The following is an 18,973-nucleotide window of genomic DNA, read 5'->3' on the forward strand; positions in this document are numbered from 1 at the left end:
CGGAATCAGTCGCCGCTCGGCCACGCCAGCCCCTTCGGACTCTCGGGCGGGCGGAGCGGACTCGCCGGGAGGCCCGGCGTCGGCTCCGGAGCGTTGTAGCCGACGGGCGCGACGTCGTTCGGACCGTCCGGGTAGAAGAGGCTCGCGAGCGCGTGGAGGTGCTCGCGGCCGACGCCGAGTTCGAACTGGCCGCCGCCGTAGAGCGCGATGCCTTCTCGCTCCGCGTAGTCGAGGAAGTCGAAGAGGGCTTCGAGCGTCCCGAACCGCGAGGGCTTGACGTTCAGCACCTCGGGGTCGACGGGGAGCGCCTTCACGTCGGCGACGGAGTGGACGGGCGCGTCGAAGGAGAGTCGGTCGGCGTTCGCCCGGAGGAGGTCTTCGGTCCCCGGCGTGAACGCGGCGTCCTCGACGACGGCGTCCGGGAAGCCGTCGAGGACGCGCCGGTAGAAGCCGAGGTCGACGGGATTGTCGACGTCCGTCCCCTCGTAGTAGCTCTTCAGGTCGACGACGCGGACGGCGTCGAGCGCCGCGAGCTCGCGGACGAGGTCGTCGCTCCAGTCGGGCGTCGGGTCGAGTTTGAACTCGAGCGTCGGGTCGACGTCCAGCCACGCCTCGACTCGTTTCGCCGTCGGGGGGTCGTCCGGGAGGCGGGTGGAGACGGCGAATCGAACGGCCGCGTACTCGCGGTCGAGGGCGGACGCGAGCGACTCGTCGGCCTGCTTCAGCGCGAGGTCGAGCGCCGCGGACTCGACGGCCCACCGGCGGTAGTTCCGGAAGTCCGCGCGACTCGGCGGGTCGGGCCAGAGCGCGGCGTCGTCGAGCGCGTCCGAGAACGAGTCGAGCGTGAACTCGCCGGTCGGGAGGTCGAGTGCCGCGCCGACATCCCGGTGAGCTTCGACGGCCGCCGCGACCGCCGCGTGGTCGTCCGCGTCGTAGGTGACGTCCTCCCCGCGACCCGTCGCCCCGTCGCCGGTCGCGGCGAAGGTCGTGGTGACGCGTTCGAACCCGCTCGACGTGTCCATTCGACGCTGCTCGGTCGCCCACGTTTCGACGGTGAGCGGGCGGTCCGCGAGGACCCCGTAGGTATGCACGAACATGCCTCGGTCGGGGAGCGACTTCGGTCTTCCGCCGCCGGCGGCGACGGCTCGGACCGAATCCGACGCGGGCGTCGGGGTCACGCGCCGCGAGTCGTCGTTGACGAAACTAAACAATCGGTTGCAGTCGGGCGGTTTTCCCGTTTCGAGGTTTCACTTTCACTCCGGTTTGGACATGGTTATAGCCGCGACCGTCCTATGGTTTGAGCGTACAGAATTCATCGATTCGAACCGGTCGATGTCCGGGGGCGACCAGTGGCGCGATGCACCGAAACCCGCAGCTATATGGGTGGTCGCGCTATACGATTTGGTCGTCTTCGAACGCCCGATAATCCCTAACCATGACACCCCAATCTCTCCCGAACACAGGTGGTATCGCCGATGAGTGACCGCTCGCTCTCCGCGGACGAACTGACCCTCCCCGTCAAGCGCGTCGACGGCGACACCATCGAGGAACGCCTCACCGCGAACGCCTACAGTAACATCCTCCCCGCCCGCTACCTCCAGCAGGACGCGCAGGGCAACCTCGTCGAGGACCAGGAGGACCTCTTCCGGCGCGTCGCGCGGAACATCGCGCTCGCCGAAGCCGTCTACGAGGCGGAGAACCAGGACCTCGAAGTCCTCGTCTCCCCCGACCAGCTGAAGCCCGACCACCCGCGCCGCGACGAGCTCGCCGCCGAAGTCTTCGGCGACGACGTCGACGCGGACGACACGGCGGTCGAGACCGAACTCACCGAGGAGAACGTCAACAAGTTCGCGTACGAGACCGTCGTCCCCGAGCTCCCCGACAGCGTGCGCGAGCACGTCGAGGCGAAAGCCGACGAGTTCGCCGACCTCATGGAGCACCTCTCCTTCATGCCGAACTCGCCGACGCTGATGAACGCCGGCGGCGAACTCCAGCAGCTCTCTGCGTGTTTCGTCGACTCTCCTGCGGACGACCTCACCGACATCCACCAGACCGCGAAGGAAGCCGCGGAGGTCTTCCAGTCCGGCGGCGGCATGGGGTACGCCTTCTGGAAGCTCCGACCGTTCGGCGACCCCGTCGGGAGCACGGGCGGTATCGCGTCCGGCCCCATCACGTTCATGCGGACGTTCGACCAGATGTGCGAGACCATCGCGCAGGGCGGCACGCGCCGCGGCGCGCAGATGGGTGTCATGCGCGTCAGCCACCCCGACGTCATCGAATTCATCCACGCGAAGAACAAGGACGTCTCCCTCGCGCACTGCCTCAAGCTCAACGACCCCGACGACTACACCTACACGTCGTTCAGCGAAGCGCTCGAAGAGGCGCGTAGCCTCATCGACGAGGACGGCAAAGTCCCGAAGCACCTCCGGAACGCCGTCGAAGGCCACCTCTCCAACTTCAACATCTCTGTCGGCGTCACGGACGGCTTCATGGACGCCCTGAAGAACGACGAGGAGTTCGTCTTCACGAACCCCCGCACCGAGGAACCGCACATCGCGACGGAGGAGACGAAGGAGATGTACTCCCGCTACGACCTCGGCGACTACGTCGAGCCCGGCGAGGAGCTCTCCATCCCCGCCGAAATCATCTGGGAGCGCATCGTCGAAGGCGCGCACGAGAACGGCGAACCCGGCGTCGTCTACCTCGAACGCATCAACAAGCTCCACTCCTTCGACGTCGAGAAACACCCCGACCACCAGATTCTCGCGACGAACCCCTGCGGCGAACAGCCGCTCGAGGAGTACGAGGCCTGTAACCTCGGTCACATCAACCTCTCCACCATCGCGGACCTCGACACGCCCGACTGGCGCGTGTTCACGCAGGAGAACGAGTTCGAGAGCCTCGAAGCCGCCGTCGACGCCTTCCTCGAGGAAGCCATCGACTTCGACGAGTTCGACTACCGCATCCAGGAGGGGACGCGCTTCCTGGAGAACGTCGTCACCATGTCGGACTTCCCCGTCGAGGAGATCGCGGACAAGGTCGGCTCGATGCGGAAGATCGGCCTCGGCGTCATGGGGCTCGCACAGCTCTACGTCCAGCTCGGCGTGCGCTACGGGAGCGACGAGGCGAACGAAATCGCCCGCCAGCTCATGGTCCACATCAACCACGGCTCGAAGGACGCGAGCCACGACCTCGCGGAGGAGCGCGGCTCCTTCGACGACTGGGGCGACTCGAAGTACGCGAACCCCACGGAGTACCGCGAGTGGTTCGAGCATTACACCGGCGAGTCCGCCGACGACTGGGAGGACGGCTACCCCATCCGCAACCACAACACGACGACCATCGCCCCCACCGGCACCACGTCGATGGTCGGGAACACCACGGGCGGCTGTGAGCCCATCTACAACGTCGCCTACTACAAGAACGTCTCCGACGACGTGCAGGGCGACGAGATGCTCGTCGAGTTCGACGACTACTTCCTCCGCACCCTCGAGGCGAACGACATCGACGTCGACGCCGTGAAGAAGGAGGCCGAACAGCAGATGGCGAGCAACGAGTTCGACGGCGTCACCGGCCTTTCCACTGTTCCGAACGCCATCGGTGAGCTCTTCGTCACCACCGGCGACCTCAGTGCGAAACAGCACGCCGCCATCCAGACCGCGTGTCAGGAGGGCGTCGACTCCGCCATCTCGAAGACGGTCAACGCCCCGAACGACTCCAGCCTCGAAGACGCGAAGGAGGTCTTCGAATACATCTACGACCACGGCGGGAAGGGCGTCACCTACTACCGCGACGGCACCCGCTCGAAGCAGGTGCTCACCACGCGCGCCGACAACGCCGACTTCGCCGACGTCGACGAAGACGAACTCGCGGAAGCCATCGTCGACCAGATTCAGGAGAACTTCGGCGGGCTCGCCGCCTTCCTCGACGACGAGAGCGTTCGCGCCGCGCTCGGCGAGGACGTCGACGCGCTCGTCGACGCCGCCGAGTCGAAGCAGGTCCGCCCGCGCCCCGACACCCTCCACGGTGTCAGCCAGCGCGTGAAGACCGGGTACGGCAAGCTCTACGTCACCATCAACGAGGATCCCGAGACGGGCGAACCGTTCGAGCTCTTCGCGAACATCGGCCACTCCGGCGGCTACACGAACTCCTTCACGGAGGCGCTCGCGAAGACCATCTCCACCGCGCTCCGCTCCGGCGTCGACCCCGAGGAGATCGTGGACGAACTCAAGGGCACGCGCAGCCCGAAGGTCGCCTGGGACCGCGGCGAGCAGATCAACTCCATCCCGGACGCCATCGGCACCGCCCTCGAACGGTACGTCAACGACGAAGTCGACAAACCCGTCCCCCGCCAGCAGAACCTCACCGAGCTCGCGGACGACGAGACGCCGCCGGCGACCGCCGAGGAAGCCGACGCCACCGCTTCCACGAGCGCCGCCCACGAGACCGACGGCGGCGCGGCCGCCCAGAGCGGCGGTCAGGGCCAGGACGACACCGACGCCACCCAGGACCTCATCGACGCCGGTGAACTCCCCGAATGCCCCGAATGTGGCAGCATGGACCTCTACTACTCCGAAGGCTGCAAGACCTGCCAGGGCTGCGGCTGGAGCGAGTGCTCGTAGACCCGCTGCTCGCTACCTGACGACTCTCCTCTCTCTTCTCGTTCTCACCGCTCGGCAGCGGCCGCGCTCGTCTCGTCATCTCCGACTGAGGGGGAAGCGTCTTGCCGGCGCGCGACGAAGCCCGAGTGATGAGCGACGACGAGCAGGGCGGGCGGCCGTGTCCGATGTGCGAGACGCCGATGTACAAGCGTCACTGCAAGTACGTCTGCCCGCAGCACGGCGTGGTAGTGGACTGCAGCGACCCCTTCGTCTTCTGAACTGCCGCGAACTGGGTGTTTTTACGCGACAGGACCTGTAGCGTCGGGCATGGAGTCGTGGAATCCGCCGGGGCCGATGGATGCGTCGGGGTCGCTGGACGCGAACGCGGACGTGCCGGAGGACGTCGCGGCGTCGGGCGGGCCGACCGCGTCGGCGTCGGCGGCGAGCGAGGCGTTCGGGACGCTGGCGAACGAGACGCGGCTGGGCGTGCTCGTCCACCTGCTCCGCGCGGAGCGCGCGGGCAACGGCCCGCTGTCGTTCTCGGCGCTCCAGGAGGCGGTCGGCAGCGAGAGTTCCGCGGGGTTCGCGTACCACCTCCGCCAGCTCGACGGTCAGTTCGTCGGAAAAGACGGCGACGGCTACGTGCTCACGGCGGCGGGCCGGCGAGCGGCGGAGGCGGTCGTCGCGGGCGTCTTCACCGGCGACGACGAACCGCGGCGGGCGAGCTAACGGCTACTCTCTCACCGTTCTTCGCTCGGGATTTCCTCGCGAACGCGCGCTTCGGCGACGGACGCCCGGCCGTCGGCGGTGAGCGTCACGGCGTCCGCGGTCTCGGGCGTCAGTTCGACGCCGGTGGCCGCGAGCGCGCGCAGCGAGAGGGAGACGGCGTCGTCAGTGCCCATCGAGCTGTCGTAGTCCGCTTCGAGCACGTCGCGGGCGTCCGTCGCGCCGTTCCCGATGGCGGTCGCGCGCCACTCCCGGGTCGCGCCGGACGGGTCGATCTCGAAGAGCCGGGGGTCGTCGTCGACGCCGGCGAGGAGGAGCGTAGTGCCGTAGGGGCGCGCGCCCCCGGTCTGCGTGTGTTCCTGGAGGTGGTCGGCGACGGTGGTCGCGAGCGTCGGCGTCGTCGTCGGCTCGCCGTACCTGACGCGGTCTTCCTGTGCCGCGCGCCGCGCGAGGTCGACGAGCTTCCGGGCGTCGGCCGCGTGGCCGGCGCTCCCGACCGCGAGGTGGTCGTCGACGCCGTAGAGTTTCTCGACGCTCCCGGGTTCGACGAGCGGGGAGCGACGCGGGCCGACGGCGGCGAGTGCGACGCCGTCCGCGGCGCGGACGCCGACGACGGGTGACCCCTGCGTGACGGCTTCGCGAGCGTACTCAACTTGATAGAGGCGGCCGTCGGGGGAGAAGATGGTCGTCCCGCGGTCGTACGCCTGCTGGTTCGAGCCCTGCATCACGCCACCTCCTCGGCCGCGGCGTACTCGTCGATGTCGACGCCGTCGACCGTGACGGTGGCGAGCGTGACGCCGTTCCCGCTCGCGGTGTCGCGCTCGCTCGCGTGCTCGACTGCGGCCGCGGCGACCTCACGGGCTTCGGTGAGGCCGATGTCGTCCGCGTACTCGTTTTCGAGAACGCCGTACGCGAGTTGCATCCCGCTCCCGCCGGCGGCGTAGGTGTCGGAGAGGACGCCGCCGCCGCCGTCGAGTTCGAGGACGTGCGCGCCGTCGGCGTCGACGCCACCGAGGAGCGGCGACACCTGCATCCCGGAGGTCCGGAGGACGCTGGCCGCGAGCGTCCCGAGCGCGCTCATCGAGGGCGGGCCGTCGCGGCGCTCCGCGTAGAGTCGGGATTCGGCGCGGAGCACGCGTACGAATTGCTGGAGGTGGCCGACGGTCCCGGAGAGTGCGGCCGCGCCCGTCGGGTGGACGGGTTCGACCTTCCGCACGCCCTTGTTCGTCACGAACCGGCCGCCGCCGACGCTCGCGCGCTGGTCCGCGCCGAGCACGGCCGCGTCGCCGGCGACGAGACCGACGACCGTCGTCCCTGTCTCCGCGACGTTTCCCGCCCCCTCGTTCGAGCCTGCGGGATTCACCGTGTCCGCTGCGTCGGCCAGTCCGGGAGCCGTCTCGTGGAGCGGCCGCCGACTGGCGTACTCTTCGCCTGCTCGGTTCGCGTCGCGGTCTGTCTCCATACTCGCTCGTAGGGGGCACCCGGGGAAATATGTTAGCTAAAATATATTTTAGCCGGCGGGACGGGCGTCGGCGACGGTTGCGGCGTTCCACGAGCGCCGTGCAGCTATTTCCGAGTGGGCGTCGAAGTCCCGGGTATGAACGGGAACGGGTCGAGACGGCGCTTCCTCCGTGCTGCAGGCGTTGGGGGCGTGGCGGCGTTCGCGGGCTGTGCGGGGGACTCGGGGGAAACGACGCCGACGCGCGTATCGACGGACGACCCGCGCGTGGGCGTCGAGACGGTCGCGTCCGGGTTCGTCTCGCCCGTCGACGTCGCCGTCGGCGGCGGGGAGACGTTCGTCGCGGACCAGCCCGGCCGGCTCCACCGCGTCGGAGAGGGCGGAGCAACCGACGTGGCTCTCGACCTCCGCGACGCCATCGTCTCCCTCTCCGGCTACGAGGAGCGCGGCCTGCTGGGTGTCGCGCTCCACCCGGACTTCCCCGAGACGCCGCGCCTCTACGTCCGGTACAGCGCGCCGCGGCGCGACGGCACGCCCGAGGACTACTCGCACACGTTCGTCCTCGCCGAGTTCACGCGGACGGGGGGTGCGTTCGACCGCGGGAGCGAACGCACGGTTCTGGAGATTCCCCAGCCGCAGTCGAACCACAACGCCGGGAGCGTTGTATTCGGCCCTGCTGGGTATCTCTACGTCGGCGTCGGTGACGGCGGCGGCAGCGGTGACAGCGGCCGCGGCCACGCCGACGACTGGTACGGCGCGAACGCCGGCGGCAACGGCCAGGACACCGACGCGAACCGCCTCGGGAGCATCCTCCGAATCGACGTCGACGAACGCGGAGCCGGGAAGCCCTACGGCGTCCCCACGGAGAACCCGCTCCCCGACTCTCCCTACCCCGAGCAGTACGCCTGGGGCTTCCGGAACCCCTGGCGGTTCGGCTTCGACGACATCGACTCGACCGCCGCCGGCGAACAAGCGGAGACGCTCGTCGCCGCGGACGTCGGACAGAACCGCTACGAGGAGGTGAACGCCGTCGAGAAAGGCGGGAACTACGGGTGGAACGTCCGGGAGGGCCGGCACTGCTACGGCAGTGAGAGCTGCCCGACGGAGACGCCGGACGGCGCGCCGCTCGTGGACCCCGTCGTCGAATACCCCCACGAGGGCGACGGCGTCTCGGGAGTCTCCGTCGTCGGCGGCTCCGTCTACCGCGGTGACGCGCTCTCGGCGCTCCGCGGCGAGTACGTCTTCGGCGACTGGAACGCACAGGGTCGACTGTTCGTCGCCACGCCCGACGGCGACCGGTGGCCGACGCGCGTCCTCCCCGTCGACGGCCTCGACCCCTACCTCACCGCGTTCGGCTCCGATTCGAGCGGGGAGCTTCTCGCGTGTACGAGCCAGAGCGGCGGTCTCTCCGGAACTAGCGGCCGCGTCGTCCGCCTCGTTCCTGCGTAACTCGTACTACCGGTCGCGCCACCAGGCGTAGGCGGGGCCGAGGAGGGTGGCGACGCCGACGGCGGCGAGCGCGGCGACGACGAGCGGGTCGGCGTGGACGGCGCTGATTGTGAAGTGGTCGAGGCTCGCGCCGATGCCGACGGCGACGACGGTCCAGGGGAGTTCGCCGGCGAGGGTGCCGAGGGCGAACGCGGGGAGGGTGACGCCGCCCGCGCCGGCGGCGGTGGAGACGGCTTCCGCGGGCGTGGGAGCGAGGCGGGCGGCGGTGACGCCGCGGACGTCGCCGGTGTGTTCGAAGTAGCCCGCGCTCCCGGCCGTGGCGCGGCCGAGGAGGCCGCTCTCAGCCGAGAGGTAGCGGCCGGCGTAGAAGGGGAGGAGGCTCGTCGCGACCGCGCCGACGAGCGCAACGGGGACGCCGAGAAGGAGGCCGTAGCGGTAGCCGACGAGCGCGGAGAGGAGCATCACGGGCCACGCGAGGAACGGCCGGACGGCGTAGAGGCCGACGAGGACGACCGGGAACCACGGGCTGTCGATGACGCCGCGGACGGCGTCGAACGTCCGCGCGGGCGACGCGACGGCCGCGACGGCGACGAACGCGAGGAGGGCGGCGAGCCCGAGCAGCCGGCGGCGGGACGGAACGGGGACGCGCACACCTCTCGTAGGCGGCGGCTCGTAAAGGGTTATACGCTCCACGGGCGGAGTACGGGTATGGCCGCGGGCACCGACGACGCCGACGCCGACCCTATCGAGCTCGGCGTGGAACTCCTCTCGAAACTCGAGTTCGAGTCGCTCTCAATGGCCGAGGTCGTCGACCGCATCGAGACCGTGACCACTCATCCGCGGACGACCCGCCGCATCCTCGACGAAGCCGAAGCGCGCGGCGTCATCGAACGCGAATCCGCCCGCATCTACCCGCAGGGCGGCGGCTACGTCAGCTTCCAATCCGAGGTCATCGAGAAGGAAGGCGACTTCACCTGCCAGCGCTGTGGCACCGGCATCACCACCGGCTACTTCATCGACCTCGACGCCGGCGAACTCGGCCCCTTCGGCTCCTCGTGTATTCGGAAAGTCACCGGGAGAGAGTGACGTCGTTCGGAGGGAGCGCCGAAGGCGCGAGTGAGAACGACGGAATACACGAGCGGGAGCGACTGGGGGGAGCGACACGCGAGTAACGCGGTTCGGAGGGAGCGCCGAAGGCGCGAGTGAGAACGACGGAATACACGAGCGGGAGCGACTGGGGGGAGCGACACGCGAGTAACGCGGTTCGGAGGGAGCGCCGAAGGCGCGAGTGAGAACCGCGAGAAGGCGAGCGGTGGCGAACGAACGCCGAAAGCGCGCGATTCTGCGAGATCGGGTCGAATACGGTCAGTCGCGGATGGCGGCGATGAGGTCGTCGATGCGCTGGCGTTGTTCGGCGAGTTCGTCGCGTTGCGCGGCGATTCTGTCTTCTTGCGCGTCGAGCTCGGCGCGCTGGCGGGCGATGGCGTCGCTGTGCGAGGCGAGCGCGTCCTCTTGGCGTTCGACGGCGACGAGAATATCGCGGAGTTCCGCGAGGAGTTCGTCGTCCGGAATCGACGGCTCGGGGGCTGGCTCCGGCTCCCGAGTCTCGGCGGGCGTGCGGTCTCGCGTTCGCTCCCGCCGTCGGTCGTTCTGCTCCCGTCGTTCGTCCCCTCCCCGCCGTTCGGGCTCGCTCCGTGAGCGCTCGCGCCACGCGCGCTCTTCGTCTTTCGCGTTCGCCGCGCACTCGCCTCGGCTTTCGGCCGTCGTCGCCTCGCTCGCCGGTTCCGAATCTGTGGTCGTCGCCGTCGAAGCGCCCGTCTCTGAACGAGTCTGCTCCTCGGCGTCGTCATCGGCTCCGCTCATCTCGATGGGGGCGATACCGGAGTCCGCGAAGCCCATGTCGTCGCGCTCGGGCGTCGGGTCCGGCTCCTCGGGCTCGTGGAGCTGTGCGAACTCCGCGGGCGTCGAGACGTCGTGCGCCGCGAACAACGCTTCCTCTACCGCCTCCTTCACCTCCCGGAACGACTCGTTCGGCACCTTGATGCGCTCCGTATGGCCGTCCGTCCCGAAGACGAGCGTCGACGCCACGCTCCCCTCCTCCGCCGAGAACGCCGTCACGTCTCCGTAGTCGATGCTCTCGTAATCCTCGTCCCACGCCGCCGCCCCGACGTGTTTCACGAGGCGGCTGCTCGTCACCACGAGCGTCAGCTCGCTGAACCGGTAGACGCCCTTCACGGACTCGCCCGGTCCCGTGACGCCCGCCGCGTTCAACACGCCCGCGAGCACCGGCGGCACGACGTCGTCGACGCGGCTCGCCGGCACCTCCATCGTCTCCGTCCCGTCCGTCCCGTAGTCGAGTTCGATCTTCGCCTTCCGCCGCCCCTCCCGGACCGACACCCGCTCCGCGTCGTGCAGGTACTCCTCGACCGTCTCGTCCGACAGCAACCCCTCCGCCCGATAGACGAGCGTCCGCGTCGGCGTCAAGAACAACACGTCCTCGCCCTTCAACGGAATCCTCGCCACCGGCGACTCCTCACCGAGCGCGCCGCTCACCACACCGGGTACGTCCATCTTTAATTAGTGAGGGAATCCCGGGATTCAGGCCGGGTGGGAATCGGGTTAACTTCGTGAAACTGTCCACGCATACGTGTCTAGTTGACTCCCCACCACAAAAACACTCCCAACCCCGATCAGTTATCAGACACTGCTGCACATATGGGATTGTGATACGTCGTACCGTCGTTGTGAAGTTAGCCGTTCCTCAAGAACGGCGCGACGACCTCTGCGAAACCACCAAGCGGTTTCGACAAGCTGCCCAACTGGTCGCGGACCGCGCGTTCGAGCGCAACGACGACGGCTACGTCATCACGTCGAAAACGAAGCTCCACGAACTCACGTACCAGCAGGTCCGCGAAGCGACCGACGGCTTGAACGGGAGTTCACCGACAAGCCCTGGCGTTTACGCCGGGGTAGTTGACACCACGCCTACGCCCCTCCCTCCGCATAAACCCGACGGGGCGCGAGAGGTCCACGCCCGCCCCGAAAGAGAACCTTAATACGTCCCCTGACCCTACCCGAAACTGAGCCCGGGTGGCTTAGTCTGGTCATAGCGCCGCACTCATAGGGTTCAGAGATTCGGTGCGGCAGCCATTCGGTGGCTGTGCGTGTCCTACGAGGCCCGCCGAGCCTCGAACCTGGGACATGCGGAGGCCGAGGGTTCGAACCCCTCCCCGGGCATTTTCACTACGTCGCTCACCAACGTGAGCGACCGCTCCGTGAAAATGCGTTGCGGGAGGGGGTCGAATCGGGGAGGAGTGCTACGAGAGACGCGAAGCGTCTCTCGGCATCGCGAGAATCGGAGATTCTCGCTATCCAGCCAGAAGTCACCGACTTCTGGCGACATCACGGGAAACCGACGGTTTCCCGTTAGCAGTCGGAACGCGTCGCGTTCTGACGACGTGACGAAACGGCTTCCCCGTTTCGAACCACTTCGCTCCGACAGTGGTTCACGCGAACGGACGTGAGCGGGTTAGGCGTGGAGGGCGGCGGTGGGTCGGACGGCGTCGTGTTCGGCTTGCCAGTCGTCGGTTTTGATGCCGGCGACGCGGTCGAGGAGGCGGGCGATGTCTGCGTCGGGGGCGTAGAATTCGGTGAAGAGGCGCATGACGTCGGCGGCGACCGCGTGGGCGCTGGCGAGGTCGGGGGTGACGGCGAGCTGGAGGGTGGTGTAGTCGCCGGGTTCGTCGCCCCAGCGGGCGTCGATGCGGTAGCCGCGTTCGTCGTCGGCGACGCGTTCGGGGACGCGGCCGGGGGCGAGGACGAGCCAGAGGTCGAGGTCGACGTGTTCGTACTCGACGACGGCGTGCGGGTCGTACTTTCGGCCGACGTCTTCGCCCCAGTCGGGGTCGTCGTGCGTCCAGTTCGGCGGGACGCTCATTCCTTCGGTCATGATTCGCGTCTTCGGCGGCCCGCATAAACCCGCTTGTGGCTAACAGCACGGGATTCCGCGACGGTCCGGTTCGAGCGGAAAGAAACGCTCTATACGACCGATAAAACGTCTAAGTATTTCTACGGCGGTCGTGAAACGTCTCGGTGCGGTGGGTTCCGTGATGAATTGCGGTGAAACGGCGGGAAGTATCTCGCGGGCTTATCCCCCCGGCGTTCGTAGGGGCGAGTGAGGACCCCCTGATATGTCCACGCAACAATCCGCCGTCGAACGCGTCGGCGACGAGCTGTCAACGGCTGTGCGCTCCGGTCTCCTCCACCGCCCGGTGGAGGCGCTCGGGTTCTGGGCGGGTGTCACCCTCCCGTTCCTCTACCTCCCGCTCGTCCTGAGCGGGCTGGAGTCGCAGGCGTCGCAGGTGGCGTGCGTCGTCCTGCTCGTCGTTCACGCCGCCGCCCTCTACGTCGGCCGCGGCTACAAACAGCGCGTCGCCCAGTAACTCGTAACGCCCCGCAGAACACCGACGACGTCCCTCCACGCTGCTCACTCGTCTCTCTCTCGCTTTCGCTCGTTATCGCTCGCTTCGTCGCTCGCCTCCGCGCCGTCGACTTCTCGGATTCGGACAGATGCTCCGTTCGAGCTACGAGTCGGCGCGCCGGACGCGTGCGAGTTCGTCGGTGAGCGCGTCGCGTTTCAGGAGGGCGAACCCGGTGAAGATGACGAGGAAGCCGACGACGGTCGTCGGGTCGAGGGTTTCGCGGAGGAAGATGAAGCCGGAGAGCGCGGCGAAGACGGGGGCGACGTAGGAGACGAGGTTGATCTCGATGGAGCCGAGGCGTTCGTGGAGGTCGAAGTAGATGAGGAAGCCGAGGGCGGACGCGGCGAGGGAGAGGTAGGCGATGGCGGCGAGACTGGTGGCGTTCACGGTGAACGTCTGGGGTTCGCCGCGGCCGAGGCTGACGGCGTGCATGAGGAGCGCGCCGCCGAGCATCGACCAGGCTTCCATCGTCTCGATGGGGAGGTCGGCGTCGACGCGTTCGGTGAGGACGCTGCCGAAGGCGAAGCAGGCGGCCGCGCCGAAGATGAGGAGTTCGCCGACCGCGTTCGACCCGAGGACGCCGACGTTCCCGCTCGCGAAGAAGGACGGCGGGAGGACGAGGACGGCGACGCCGACGAGGCCGAGGAGGAGGCCGAGCACGCCGACGGCGGAGAGGCCTTCCTTGGGGAGGAGGACGCGGCTGAACGCGGTGGTGAGGACGGGGCTGAGGCTGACGACGACGGACGCCGCGGCGGACGTGACGCCGGGGAGGTCTTCGCCGACGAAGAGGAGGGCGTGGTAGCCGGCGATGAGGAAGACCGCGCCGATGGCGACGACGACCCACTCCTCGCGGTTTTCGGGGAGCCAGTGGTCAGTGACGTGCCACGCCCACGCGAGCATGATGACGCCGGCGACGTCGTAGCGGACGGCGGCGAAGAACACGGGCGGGACGAATTCGAGCCCGGCCTTGATCGCCATGAACGCCGACCCCCAGACCGCGGCGAGCACGCAGAACAACGCGAGATTCCGATACCGAGTCACAGCGACTCTGCGTTCGCTGCGGGGATTACGGTTTCGAAGCCCCCGGCCGATTGCCTCGGATTCTCAGGCGCGGCGCTCGTCGCGGAGCGCGCGCAGGACGTCCTGCCGGGTGACGAGGCCCTGCACGAACCCGCCGCTATCGACGACGGGCACGCGGTTGATGTCGGGGTCGTCGCCGGCGAGGACGTCGAGGAGTTCGTCGAGCGTCGCGTCTTCTCGGACGGTGACGACGTCCTCGGTCATCACCGCGGAGATGGGTTTTCCGGCGTTCCGCGCGAGGTCGAGTTCGGCGTCGAGGCCGCCCCACGAGAGGTCGAAGCCGTACTCCATCGATTCGAGGAAGGGCGGGAGGCCGATGGGAATCCACAGCGTCCGGTCGGAGGGCTGGAAGATGTCGACGAGGTCGGTGCGGGTGACGATGCCGACGAGCCGCCCGGTCTCGTCGTCGACGACCGGGAAGCCCGAGTAGTGTTTCCGCGCGAGCTTCGTCAGGACGTCCCCGACCTCCTCGCTCTCCGTGACGGTCTCGACGTCCGGCTCCATGATGTCGGCCGCGGTCAGACTCATACCCGGACGGTCGCGGCGACGCCAAGTAGAAGTTCCGGGTCGCGCCCCCGAACGCGACGCCGGTCCCTGACCCCACAATACACCGAGCGGTGAATCCGAAAGGCGAGTGGATGCGGTCCGACGGTGCTAAGTCGCGGACGGCGGAACGCGAGGTATGGCGTGGACGGACCGGCTGGACGCGGCGCTCGGCGTCTACCTCGCGGGGCTGCTCGCGCCGGTCACCCTCCTGGCGTGGGCGACCGGATTCCCCTTTATCCTCCCGAGTCTCGGGCCGAGCGCGTACGTGCTCGCGACGAGCGAGGGGCGAGAGCGGGAGACGGTCGTCGGGCAGGCGGTGGGCGTTGTCGCGGCGTACGTCTGCGTTCGCGCGCTCGTCGGGCCGCTCGCGAGCGTCGGGTTCGTCCCGCACACGCTCGGCGGCTTAGCGCAGGTCGCGGCCATCCTCGTCGCGGTCGTGCTGGCGACGCTCGGGATGGCGGCGGCCGATTCGCGGCACGCGCCCGCGTACGCGACCGTCCTCATCTTCACGCTCGGCATCCCGAGCCGGGGCGTCGACGTCCTCGTCTTCCTCGCGGGCGTCGCCTTCCTCGTCGCCGCGCACGCGGCGCTCGATTCGGTCGGCCTCCGGCCGTAGTCAGGTCTCGTCGAGGTCAACGCTCCGGTCGGTCTCCCGGAGGATGAACGGGCCGATGGAGAGCGTGCGCTGGGTGACGGTGACGATGCGGAGGATGTACGCGAGCAGGAGGGCGAACGGGAGGAGGGAGACGACGACCGTGGCGGCGGCGACGAGGAGGGCGTCGGAGACGCCGAGCGTCGCCGTGGTGACGCCCCGCGGGTCGAAGAGCATGAGCGAGCCGATGGAGACGGCGAGCGCCGGCACGGCGGCGTAGAGGATGGTGCGGGAGAGCTCGGTGAGCTCCCACTGGAAGTAGAGCGTCTTGAAATGCTCGCGGGCGGGCCCGAAGAGTTCGAGCGTCTCCACGAGGTCGTCGAGCGCGTCGACCGCGGCGTCGTTGAGCGCGTCGCCGTTCTCGGCGCGGATGCGGCGCGCGGCGTAGAGCTTCCACGAGTAGTTGTAGTTCAGCGCCGCCCAGACGACGTCGAACTCGCCGAACGTCGCGCCGTCGAGCTGCTCGCCGACGGCGTCCGCGTTCCCTTTCACCGCACGCGAGAGTGTCTCGACGCGGTCTCTCGCGCGTCCGTCGAGACCGCTCGCGGCGTCGGCGAGCGTCCCCGCCTGCTCCGCGGTGTCCGCGACGAGCGCGCGGAGGAACGCCGACGGCTCCGCCGGCCCCACGGCTTCGTCGATGACGTCCTCGACGTCTCGGCGGAACGCCATCGCCGCCTGCATGCGTTCGCGCTGGTCGCCGACCGCGCCCTGCTCCTGGGAGAGGACGAGCTGGCTCAGCGTGAGCACGAGCGTCACGCCGGTGATGGTGGAGCCGACGAGCGCCTGGTAGAGCGTCTCCATCGGGTCGCCGCGCGTGAGGAGCGTGTACGCGCCCGTCGGGTGGAGGACGCCCGCGCCGACGACGGCGGCGAAGACGGCCGCGAGCATGCTCGCCGCGACGACGCGGCGGTCGGCGTCGAGGAGCAGCCAGAACGCCCAGTTCGACATCGACACGCGCTCGCGCATCGTGTCACTCGGCTCCCCGCCGCTCTCGTCGGCCGTCACGCCGTCCTGACTGTCCATGCGCGGGCTTCGCCGGCCGCCCCCTAAACTCGCGGGGTCACCTCTCGGACGCAACCACTAACTCTCGACGCCCCGGACGTCCGGGCATGTCCGAAACCGTGCTCGTCCCGGGCGCGCGCCGCGTCGAAGCCACGCTCGATACGCCCGACGGGGACGCCGACGCCTGCGTCGTCGCGTGCCCGCCACACCCCCAGATGCGCGGCCACCGCGGTGACGCCCGACTCACCGCCGTCAGCGACTCCCTCACCGAGCGCGGTTCTGATTCAACGGGCGGGGTCGCGAGGGCCGATCCCGGTTCGACAGACGGAGTCGCCTGCCTCCGCTTCGACTACGGCGAGTGGGACGAGGGGTACGGCGAGCGCGAGGACGCCCGGAACGCCCTCCGCTGGGCGGCCGAGCGCTACGACTCCGTCGCGCTCTACGGGTTCTCCTTCGGCGGCGCGATTGCCGCGCTCGCCGCCGCGAGCACCGATGTTGACCTCGCCGCCGTCGCGCTGCTCGCTCCCGCCTCCCGGCTCGCGGACGACCTCGACGCCGTCGCGGCGCTCGACGACGTCTCTTGTCCCGCGCTCGTCGTCTACGGCGAACGCGACACCACCGCCGACTGGGAGCCGCTCGTCGAGCGCGCCCGCACCCTCGGCCTCTCGGTGACCGCGCTCTCCGCCGACCACTTCTTCGTCGGCCGCCACGACGACGTCGCCAGCGAAATCGGCGGCTTCCTCCTCGAACACCTTCAGTAAGCCGTCGCAGACCGAGCACGCGTCATCCCCCCGCCGAGGTGCTTCGACTGCGGCGTGTCGAAGGCGGCCGCTCGGTCGGGCTCGTCTGTCTCCACCGCCAGCACCCCGTCAGCGTCTCCGGCCTCCAACAGCTCGAAGTAGCTCCTGACCGTCACCCTCCGGCATGGCCCGTGACCTGTCTCTACGCGCGTTCCTCGGCGACCTCGGCGCTCGCCTCGCCGCGGCGGGCGTCGTTCTCGCGATCTTCCTCGGCCTCGGGTATCTCAATCGAATCGACACGCTCGGTCTCTCGGCGGTCTTGGGCACGCCGCTCGGCTTCTTCGGCGTCGCGTTCGGCCTCGTCGTCGTCGCGTCCCTGCTCTGGATCGGCTTCCAGCAGTCTCGGAGCTGAGCCGCCCGAGCGGGCGGCGGGCGTCGTCAGGGCTGGATGACGGCGCGGAAGCGGACGTCGCCCTCGATCATGTGGGCGTAGGCGTCGGCGGCGTCTTCGAGGTCGAACGTCTCGATTTCGGGGGTGATGTCGCGGAGAGCGGAGAAGTCGAGCGTGTCTTCTGAGTCGGTGGCGGTGCCGGAGGCCCAGCCGCCGACGGAGCCGCGGATGCCGACGAGTTGGCCGACGTGGACGTCGACGGCGTCCTCGGGAATGCCGACGGCGACGACTTCGCCGTCGGTGCCGAGGCCGCCGACGACCTGCTCGATGGATTCGGCGGCGGGGGCGGTGGCGAGGACGACGTCCGCGCCGCCGAGCTCTTGGAGTTCTTCCGCGGGGTCTTCGTTCTCGGAGTCGATGTAGTGGTCCGCGCCGAACTCGCGGGCGGACGCTTCCTTCTCGCGGCCGCGGGAGACGGCGGCGGTCTCGAAGCCGGCCTCGCGGGCGTACTGGAGGCCGAGGTGGCCGAGGCCGCCGACGCCGACGACGGCGACGAGGTCGCCGGGGCGGGCGTCGGCGTTCCGGAGGGCGTTGAACGTCGTGATGCCGGCGCAGAGGAGCGGCGCGGCGTCCGCGGCGTCGAGGCTGTCGGGGACGGCCGCGAGCGCCTCGCGGGGCGCGACCGTGTACTCGGCGTAGCCGCCGTCGAAGGAGATGCCCGTCACCTCGGCGTTCTCGCAGGCGATGAAGTTCCCCTCGCGGCAGGCGTCACAGGTGAAACAGTGGCCGCCGTGCCAGCCGACGCCGACGCGGTCGCCCGCGCTCCACTCGGTGACGTTCTCGCCGACGGCGTCGACGCGGCCGACGACCTCGTGTCCGGGGACGCGCGGGTACTCGATGCCCGGCCGGAGGCCCTCCTTCGTGATCTCGTCGCTGTGGCAGACGCCGCACGCGTCCACCGCGACGCGGACCTCGTCTTCCCCGGGCTCGGGGACGGGTTTCTCGACGACGTCGAAGGCGTCGCCGGCGTCCGGAACCTGTGCCGCGAGCATCGTGTCTCGGCTCATACGCCCGTCGTTGGCCGCCAAACGGAAAGAGGCAGGCCAAGGAGAAGCGAGAGCCGCGTCCGACAGATTTGACACCCTGAGAAACACCGATGATTTCCATGTCATATCGGCGGGTGTGAGTGTACGTCTCGAGTGTGAGGGGCAACGGGTGCGGATACTCTCTAACGCCTCCCGCATGCCGAAGATACATATACATCGAGTCAAAATTGTTCTATAATGAACTTTGATAGGCGACAGTATCTCGCACTCGCCGGGAGTGCGGCGACAGCGGCGATCGCGGGGTGTAGTTCCAGTGGTGGCGACACGACGACCACCACGGAGGGAACGACAACGTCGTCTTCGGGCGGATCCGGCGGCTCTGGGACAACCACCGAGGTCGGCATGTACACGGAGAACGGCGAGTACTACTTCGACCCGATCGGCCTCTATGTCGAGAAGGGGACGACCGTCACCTTCGTGAACGAGAGCGGCGCGCACACGTCGACATCCTACAGCGAGGACAACGACGCGGAGAACCGCATCCCGTCTGGCGCTGAGACCTGGGACAGCGGAACGCTCACTGAGGAAGACGCGACCTTCGACCACGCGTTCAACACGACCGGGACGTTCGACTACTTCTGCATCCCGCACAAGTCGCTCGAGATGATCGGTCGTATCGTCGTTGGCGAGCCCGGCGGCCCCGCCGAGGGCACCATGCCTCCGGATGGGACGGTCCCGGCCAGCGAGAAGATCGTCTCTGAGAAATCAATCTCCTACGACTCCTTCCAAGGGTGACCAAC

21 protein-coding genes and 1 tRNA gene are annotated in these 18,973 nt (G+C 68.8%); 12 read left to right on the forward strand and 10 right to left on the reverse strand.

Annotated features, from left to right (window positions below):
• Positions 1 to 5 precede the first annotated feature (5 nt).
• The gene (locus tag IEY26_RS03705) at positions 6 to 1,091 is read right to left on the reverse strand and encodes an enolase-like domain-containing protein (protein ID WP_229773905.1); all 1,086 of its coding nucleotides are present in this window, start codon (positions 1,089 to 1,091) and stop codon (positions 6 to 8) included.
• 384 nt (positions 1,092 to 1,475) lie between these two features.
• Here IEY26_RS03705 and IEY26_RS03710 point away from each other — a divergent pair, with 384 nt between their 5' ends.
• The 3 genes from IEY26_RS03710 (at position 1,476) to IEY26_RS03720 (ending at position 5,330) form a co-directional block, all read left to right on the forward strand.
• Complete coding sequence (locus IEY26_RS03710) at positions 1,476 to 4,622, forward strand: adenosylcobalamin-dependent ribonucleoside-diphosphate reductase (protein ID WP_188975968.1); 3,147 nt, start codon at positions 1,476 to 1,478, stop codon at positions 4,620 to 4,622.
• A 128-nt stretch (positions 4,623 to 4,750) separates the two neighbouring features.
• Complete coding sequence (locus tag IEY26_RS03715) at positions 4,751 to 4,879, forward strand: HVO_2523 family zinc finger protein (RefSeq protein WP_326838276.1); 129 nt, start codon at positions 4,751 to 4,753, stop codon at positions 4,877 to 4,879.
• Between the two features lie 49 nt (positions 4,880 to 4,928).
• Complete coding sequence (locus tag IEY26_RS03720; protein WP_188975970.1) at positions 4,929 to 5,330, forward strand: DUF7347 domain-containing protein; 402 nt, start codon at positions 4,929 to 4,931, stop codon at positions 5,328 to 5,330.
• 11 nt (positions 5,331 to 5,341) lie between these two features.
• Here IEY26_RS03720 and IEY26_RS03725 read toward each other — a convergent pair whose 3' ends face one another.
• Together IEY26_RS03725 and IEY26_RS03730 are read right to left on the reverse strand one after the other, a co-directional pair.
• Complete coding sequence (locus IEY26_RS03725) at positions 5,342 to 6,052, reverse strand: archaeal proteasome endopeptidase complex subunit alpha (protein ID WP_188975972.1); 711 nt, start codon at positions 6,050 to 6,052, stop codon at positions 5,342 to 5,344.
• Positions 6,052 to 6,789 (reverse strand): Ntn hydrolase family protein, encoded by a 738-nt coding sequence (locus IEY26_RS03730; RefSeq protein ID WP_188975974.1) that lies wholly within the window; start codon positions 6,787 to 6,789, stop codon positions 6,052 to 6,054. The genes IEY26_RS03725 and IEY26_RS03730 overlap by 1 nt, the downstream gene beginning before the upstream one ends.
• A gap of 135 nt (positions 6,790 to 6,924) precedes the next feature.
• On the opposite strand from IEY26_RS03730, the gene IEY26_RS03735 reads away from it, so the two are divergent.
• Positions 6,925 to 8,235, forward strand: coding sequence for a PQQ-dependent sugar dehydrogenase (locus IEY26_RS03735; protein ID WP_188975976.1), 1,311 nt, complete (start codon positions 6,925 to 6,927; stop codon positions 8,233 to 8,235).
• A gap of 6 nt (positions 8,236 to 8,241) precedes the next feature.
• Here IEY26_RS03735 and IEY26_RS03740 read toward each other — a convergent pair whose 3' ends face one another.
• Positions 8,242 to 8,886 (reverse strand): TVP38/TMEM64 family protein, encoded by a 645-nt coding sequence (locus IEY26_RS03740; protein ID WP_229773907.1) that lies wholly within the window; start codon positions 8,884 to 8,886, stop codon positions 8,242 to 8,244.
• Between the two features lie 57 nt (positions 8,887 to 8,943).
• On the opposite strand from IEY26_RS03740, the gene IEY26_RS03745 reads away from it, so the two are divergent.
• The gene (locus IEY26_RS03745; RefSeq protein ID WP_188975979.1) at positions 8,944 to 9,321 is read left to right on the forward strand and encodes a DUF5830 family protein; all 378 of its coding nucleotides are present in this window, start codon (positions 8,944 to 8,946) and stop codon (positions 9,319 to 9,321) included.
• A gap of 279 nt (positions 9,322 to 9,600) precedes the next feature.
• On the opposite strand, the gene IEY26_RS03750 is transcribed toward IEY26_RS03745, so the two are convergent.
• A complete protein-coding gene (locus IEY26_RS03750) occupies positions 9,601 to 10,806 on the reverse strand; it encodes a DUF7115 domain-containing protein (RefSeq protein ID WP_188975981.1) in 1,206 nt (401 codons plus the stop codon).
• Positions 10,807 to 10,958: 152 nt separating this feature from the next.
• On the opposite strand from IEY26_RS03750, the gene IEY26_RS03755 reads away from it, so the two are divergent.
• Positions 10,959 to 11,291, forward strand: a complete 333-nt coding sequence (locus tag IEY26_RS03755; protein ID WP_188975983.1) for a hypothetical protein — start codon at positions 10,959 to 10,961, stop codon at positions 11,289 to 11,291.
• A gap of 28 nt (positions 11,292 to 11,319) precedes the next feature.
• Positions 11,320 to 11,472 (forward strand) — tRNA-Met (locus IEY26_RS03760).
• Positions 11,473 to 11,764: 292 nt separating this feature from the next.
• On the opposite strand, the gene IEY26_RS03765 is transcribed toward IEY26_RS03760, so the two are convergent.
• Complete coding sequence (locus tag IEY26_RS03765) at positions 11,765 to 12,184, reverse strand: hypothetical protein (protein WP_188975985.1); 420 nt, start codon at positions 12,182 to 12,184, stop codon at positions 11,765 to 11,767.
• Positions 12,185 to 12,425: 241 nt separating this feature from the next.
• Between IEY26_RS03765 and IEY26_RS03770 the strand changes: the two genes are divergently transcribed.
• Positions 12,426 to 12,677, forward strand: a complete 252-nt coding sequence (locus IEY26_RS03770; RefSeq protein WP_188975987.1) for a hypothetical protein — start codon at positions 12,426 to 12,428, stop codon at positions 12,675 to 12,677.
• Positions 12,678 to 12,818: 141 nt separating this feature from the next.
• Here IEY26_RS03770 and IEY26_RS03775 read toward each other — a convergent pair whose 3' ends face one another.
• Positions 12,819 to 13,757: a DMT family transporter gene (locus IEY26_RS03775; protein ID WP_188975989.1), complete on the reverse strand. Its 939-nt coding sequence runs from the start codon at positions 13,755 to 13,757 to the stop codon at positions 12,819 to 12,821.
• 63 nt (positions 13,758 to 13,820) lie between these two features.
• Entirely contained in the window at positions 13,821 to 14,324 is a 504-nt protein-coding gene (locus tag IEY26_RS03780) for a CBS domain-containing protein (RefSeq protein WP_188975991.1), read from the reverse strand.
• Positions 14,325 to 14,478: 154 nt separating this feature from the next.
• Between IEY26_RS03780 and IEY26_RS03785 the strand changes: the two genes are divergently transcribed.
• Complete coding sequence (locus IEY26_RS03785) at positions 14,479 to 14,958, forward strand: HPP family protein (RefSeq protein WP_188975994.1); 480 nt, start codon at positions 14,479 to 14,481, stop codon at positions 14,956 to 14,958.
• Here IEY26_RS03785 and IEY26_RS03790 read toward each other — a convergent pair whose 3' ends face one another.
• Positions 14,959 to 16,017 carry a hypothetical protein gene (locus tag IEY26_RS03790; protein WP_229773909.1) on the reverse strand — a complete coding sequence of 353 codons (1,059 nt, stop codon included), beginning with the start codon at positions 16,015 to 16,017 and terminating at the stop codon, positions 14,959 to 14,961.
• An 86-nt stretch (positions 16,018 to 16,103) separates the two neighbouring features.
• Here IEY26_RS03790 and IEY26_RS03795 point away from each other — a divergent pair, with 86 nt between their 5' ends.
• Both IEY26_RS03795 and IEY26_RS03800 read left to right on the forward strand, forming a co-directional pair.
• Positions 16,104 to 16,757 carry a CocE/NonD family hydrolase gene (locus IEY26_RS03795; RefSeq protein WP_188975996.1) on the forward strand — a complete coding sequence of 218 codons (654 nt, stop codon included), beginning with the start codon at positions 16,104 to 16,106 and terminating at the stop codon, positions 16,755 to 16,757.
• 163 nt (positions 16,758 to 16,920) lie between these two features.
• Complete coding sequence (locus IEY26_RS03800; protein ID WP_188975998.1) at positions 16,921 to 17,148, forward strand: hypothetical protein; 228 nt, start codon at positions 16,921 to 16,923, stop codon at positions 17,146 to 17,148.
• Positions 17,149 to 17,174: 26 nt separating this feature from the next.
• Here IEY26_RS03800 and IEY26_RS03805 read toward each other — a convergent pair whose 3' ends face one another.
• Positions 17,175 to 18,179, reverse strand: coding sequence for an alcohol dehydrogenase catalytic domain-containing protein (locus tag IEY26_RS03805; protein ID WP_188977097.1), 1,005 nt, complete (start codon positions 18,177 to 18,179; stop codon positions 17,175 to 17,177).
• A 231-nt stretch (positions 18,180 to 18,410) separates the two neighbouring features.
• On the opposite strand from IEY26_RS03805, the gene IEY26_RS03810 reads away from it, so the two are divergent.
• Positions 18,411 to 18,968, forward strand: coding sequence for a plastocyanin/azurin family copper-binding protein (locus IEY26_RS03810; protein WP_188976000.1), 558 nt, complete (start codon positions 18,411 to 18,413; stop codon positions 18,966 to 18,968).
• Positions 18,969 to 18,973: the final 5 nt, after the last annotated feature.

This window comes from Halocalculus aciditolerans (assembly GCF_014647475.1).
Taxonomy (GTDB): domain Archaea; phylum Halobacteriota; class Halobacteria; order Halobacteriales; family Halobacteriaceae; genus Halocalculus; species Halocalculus aciditolerans.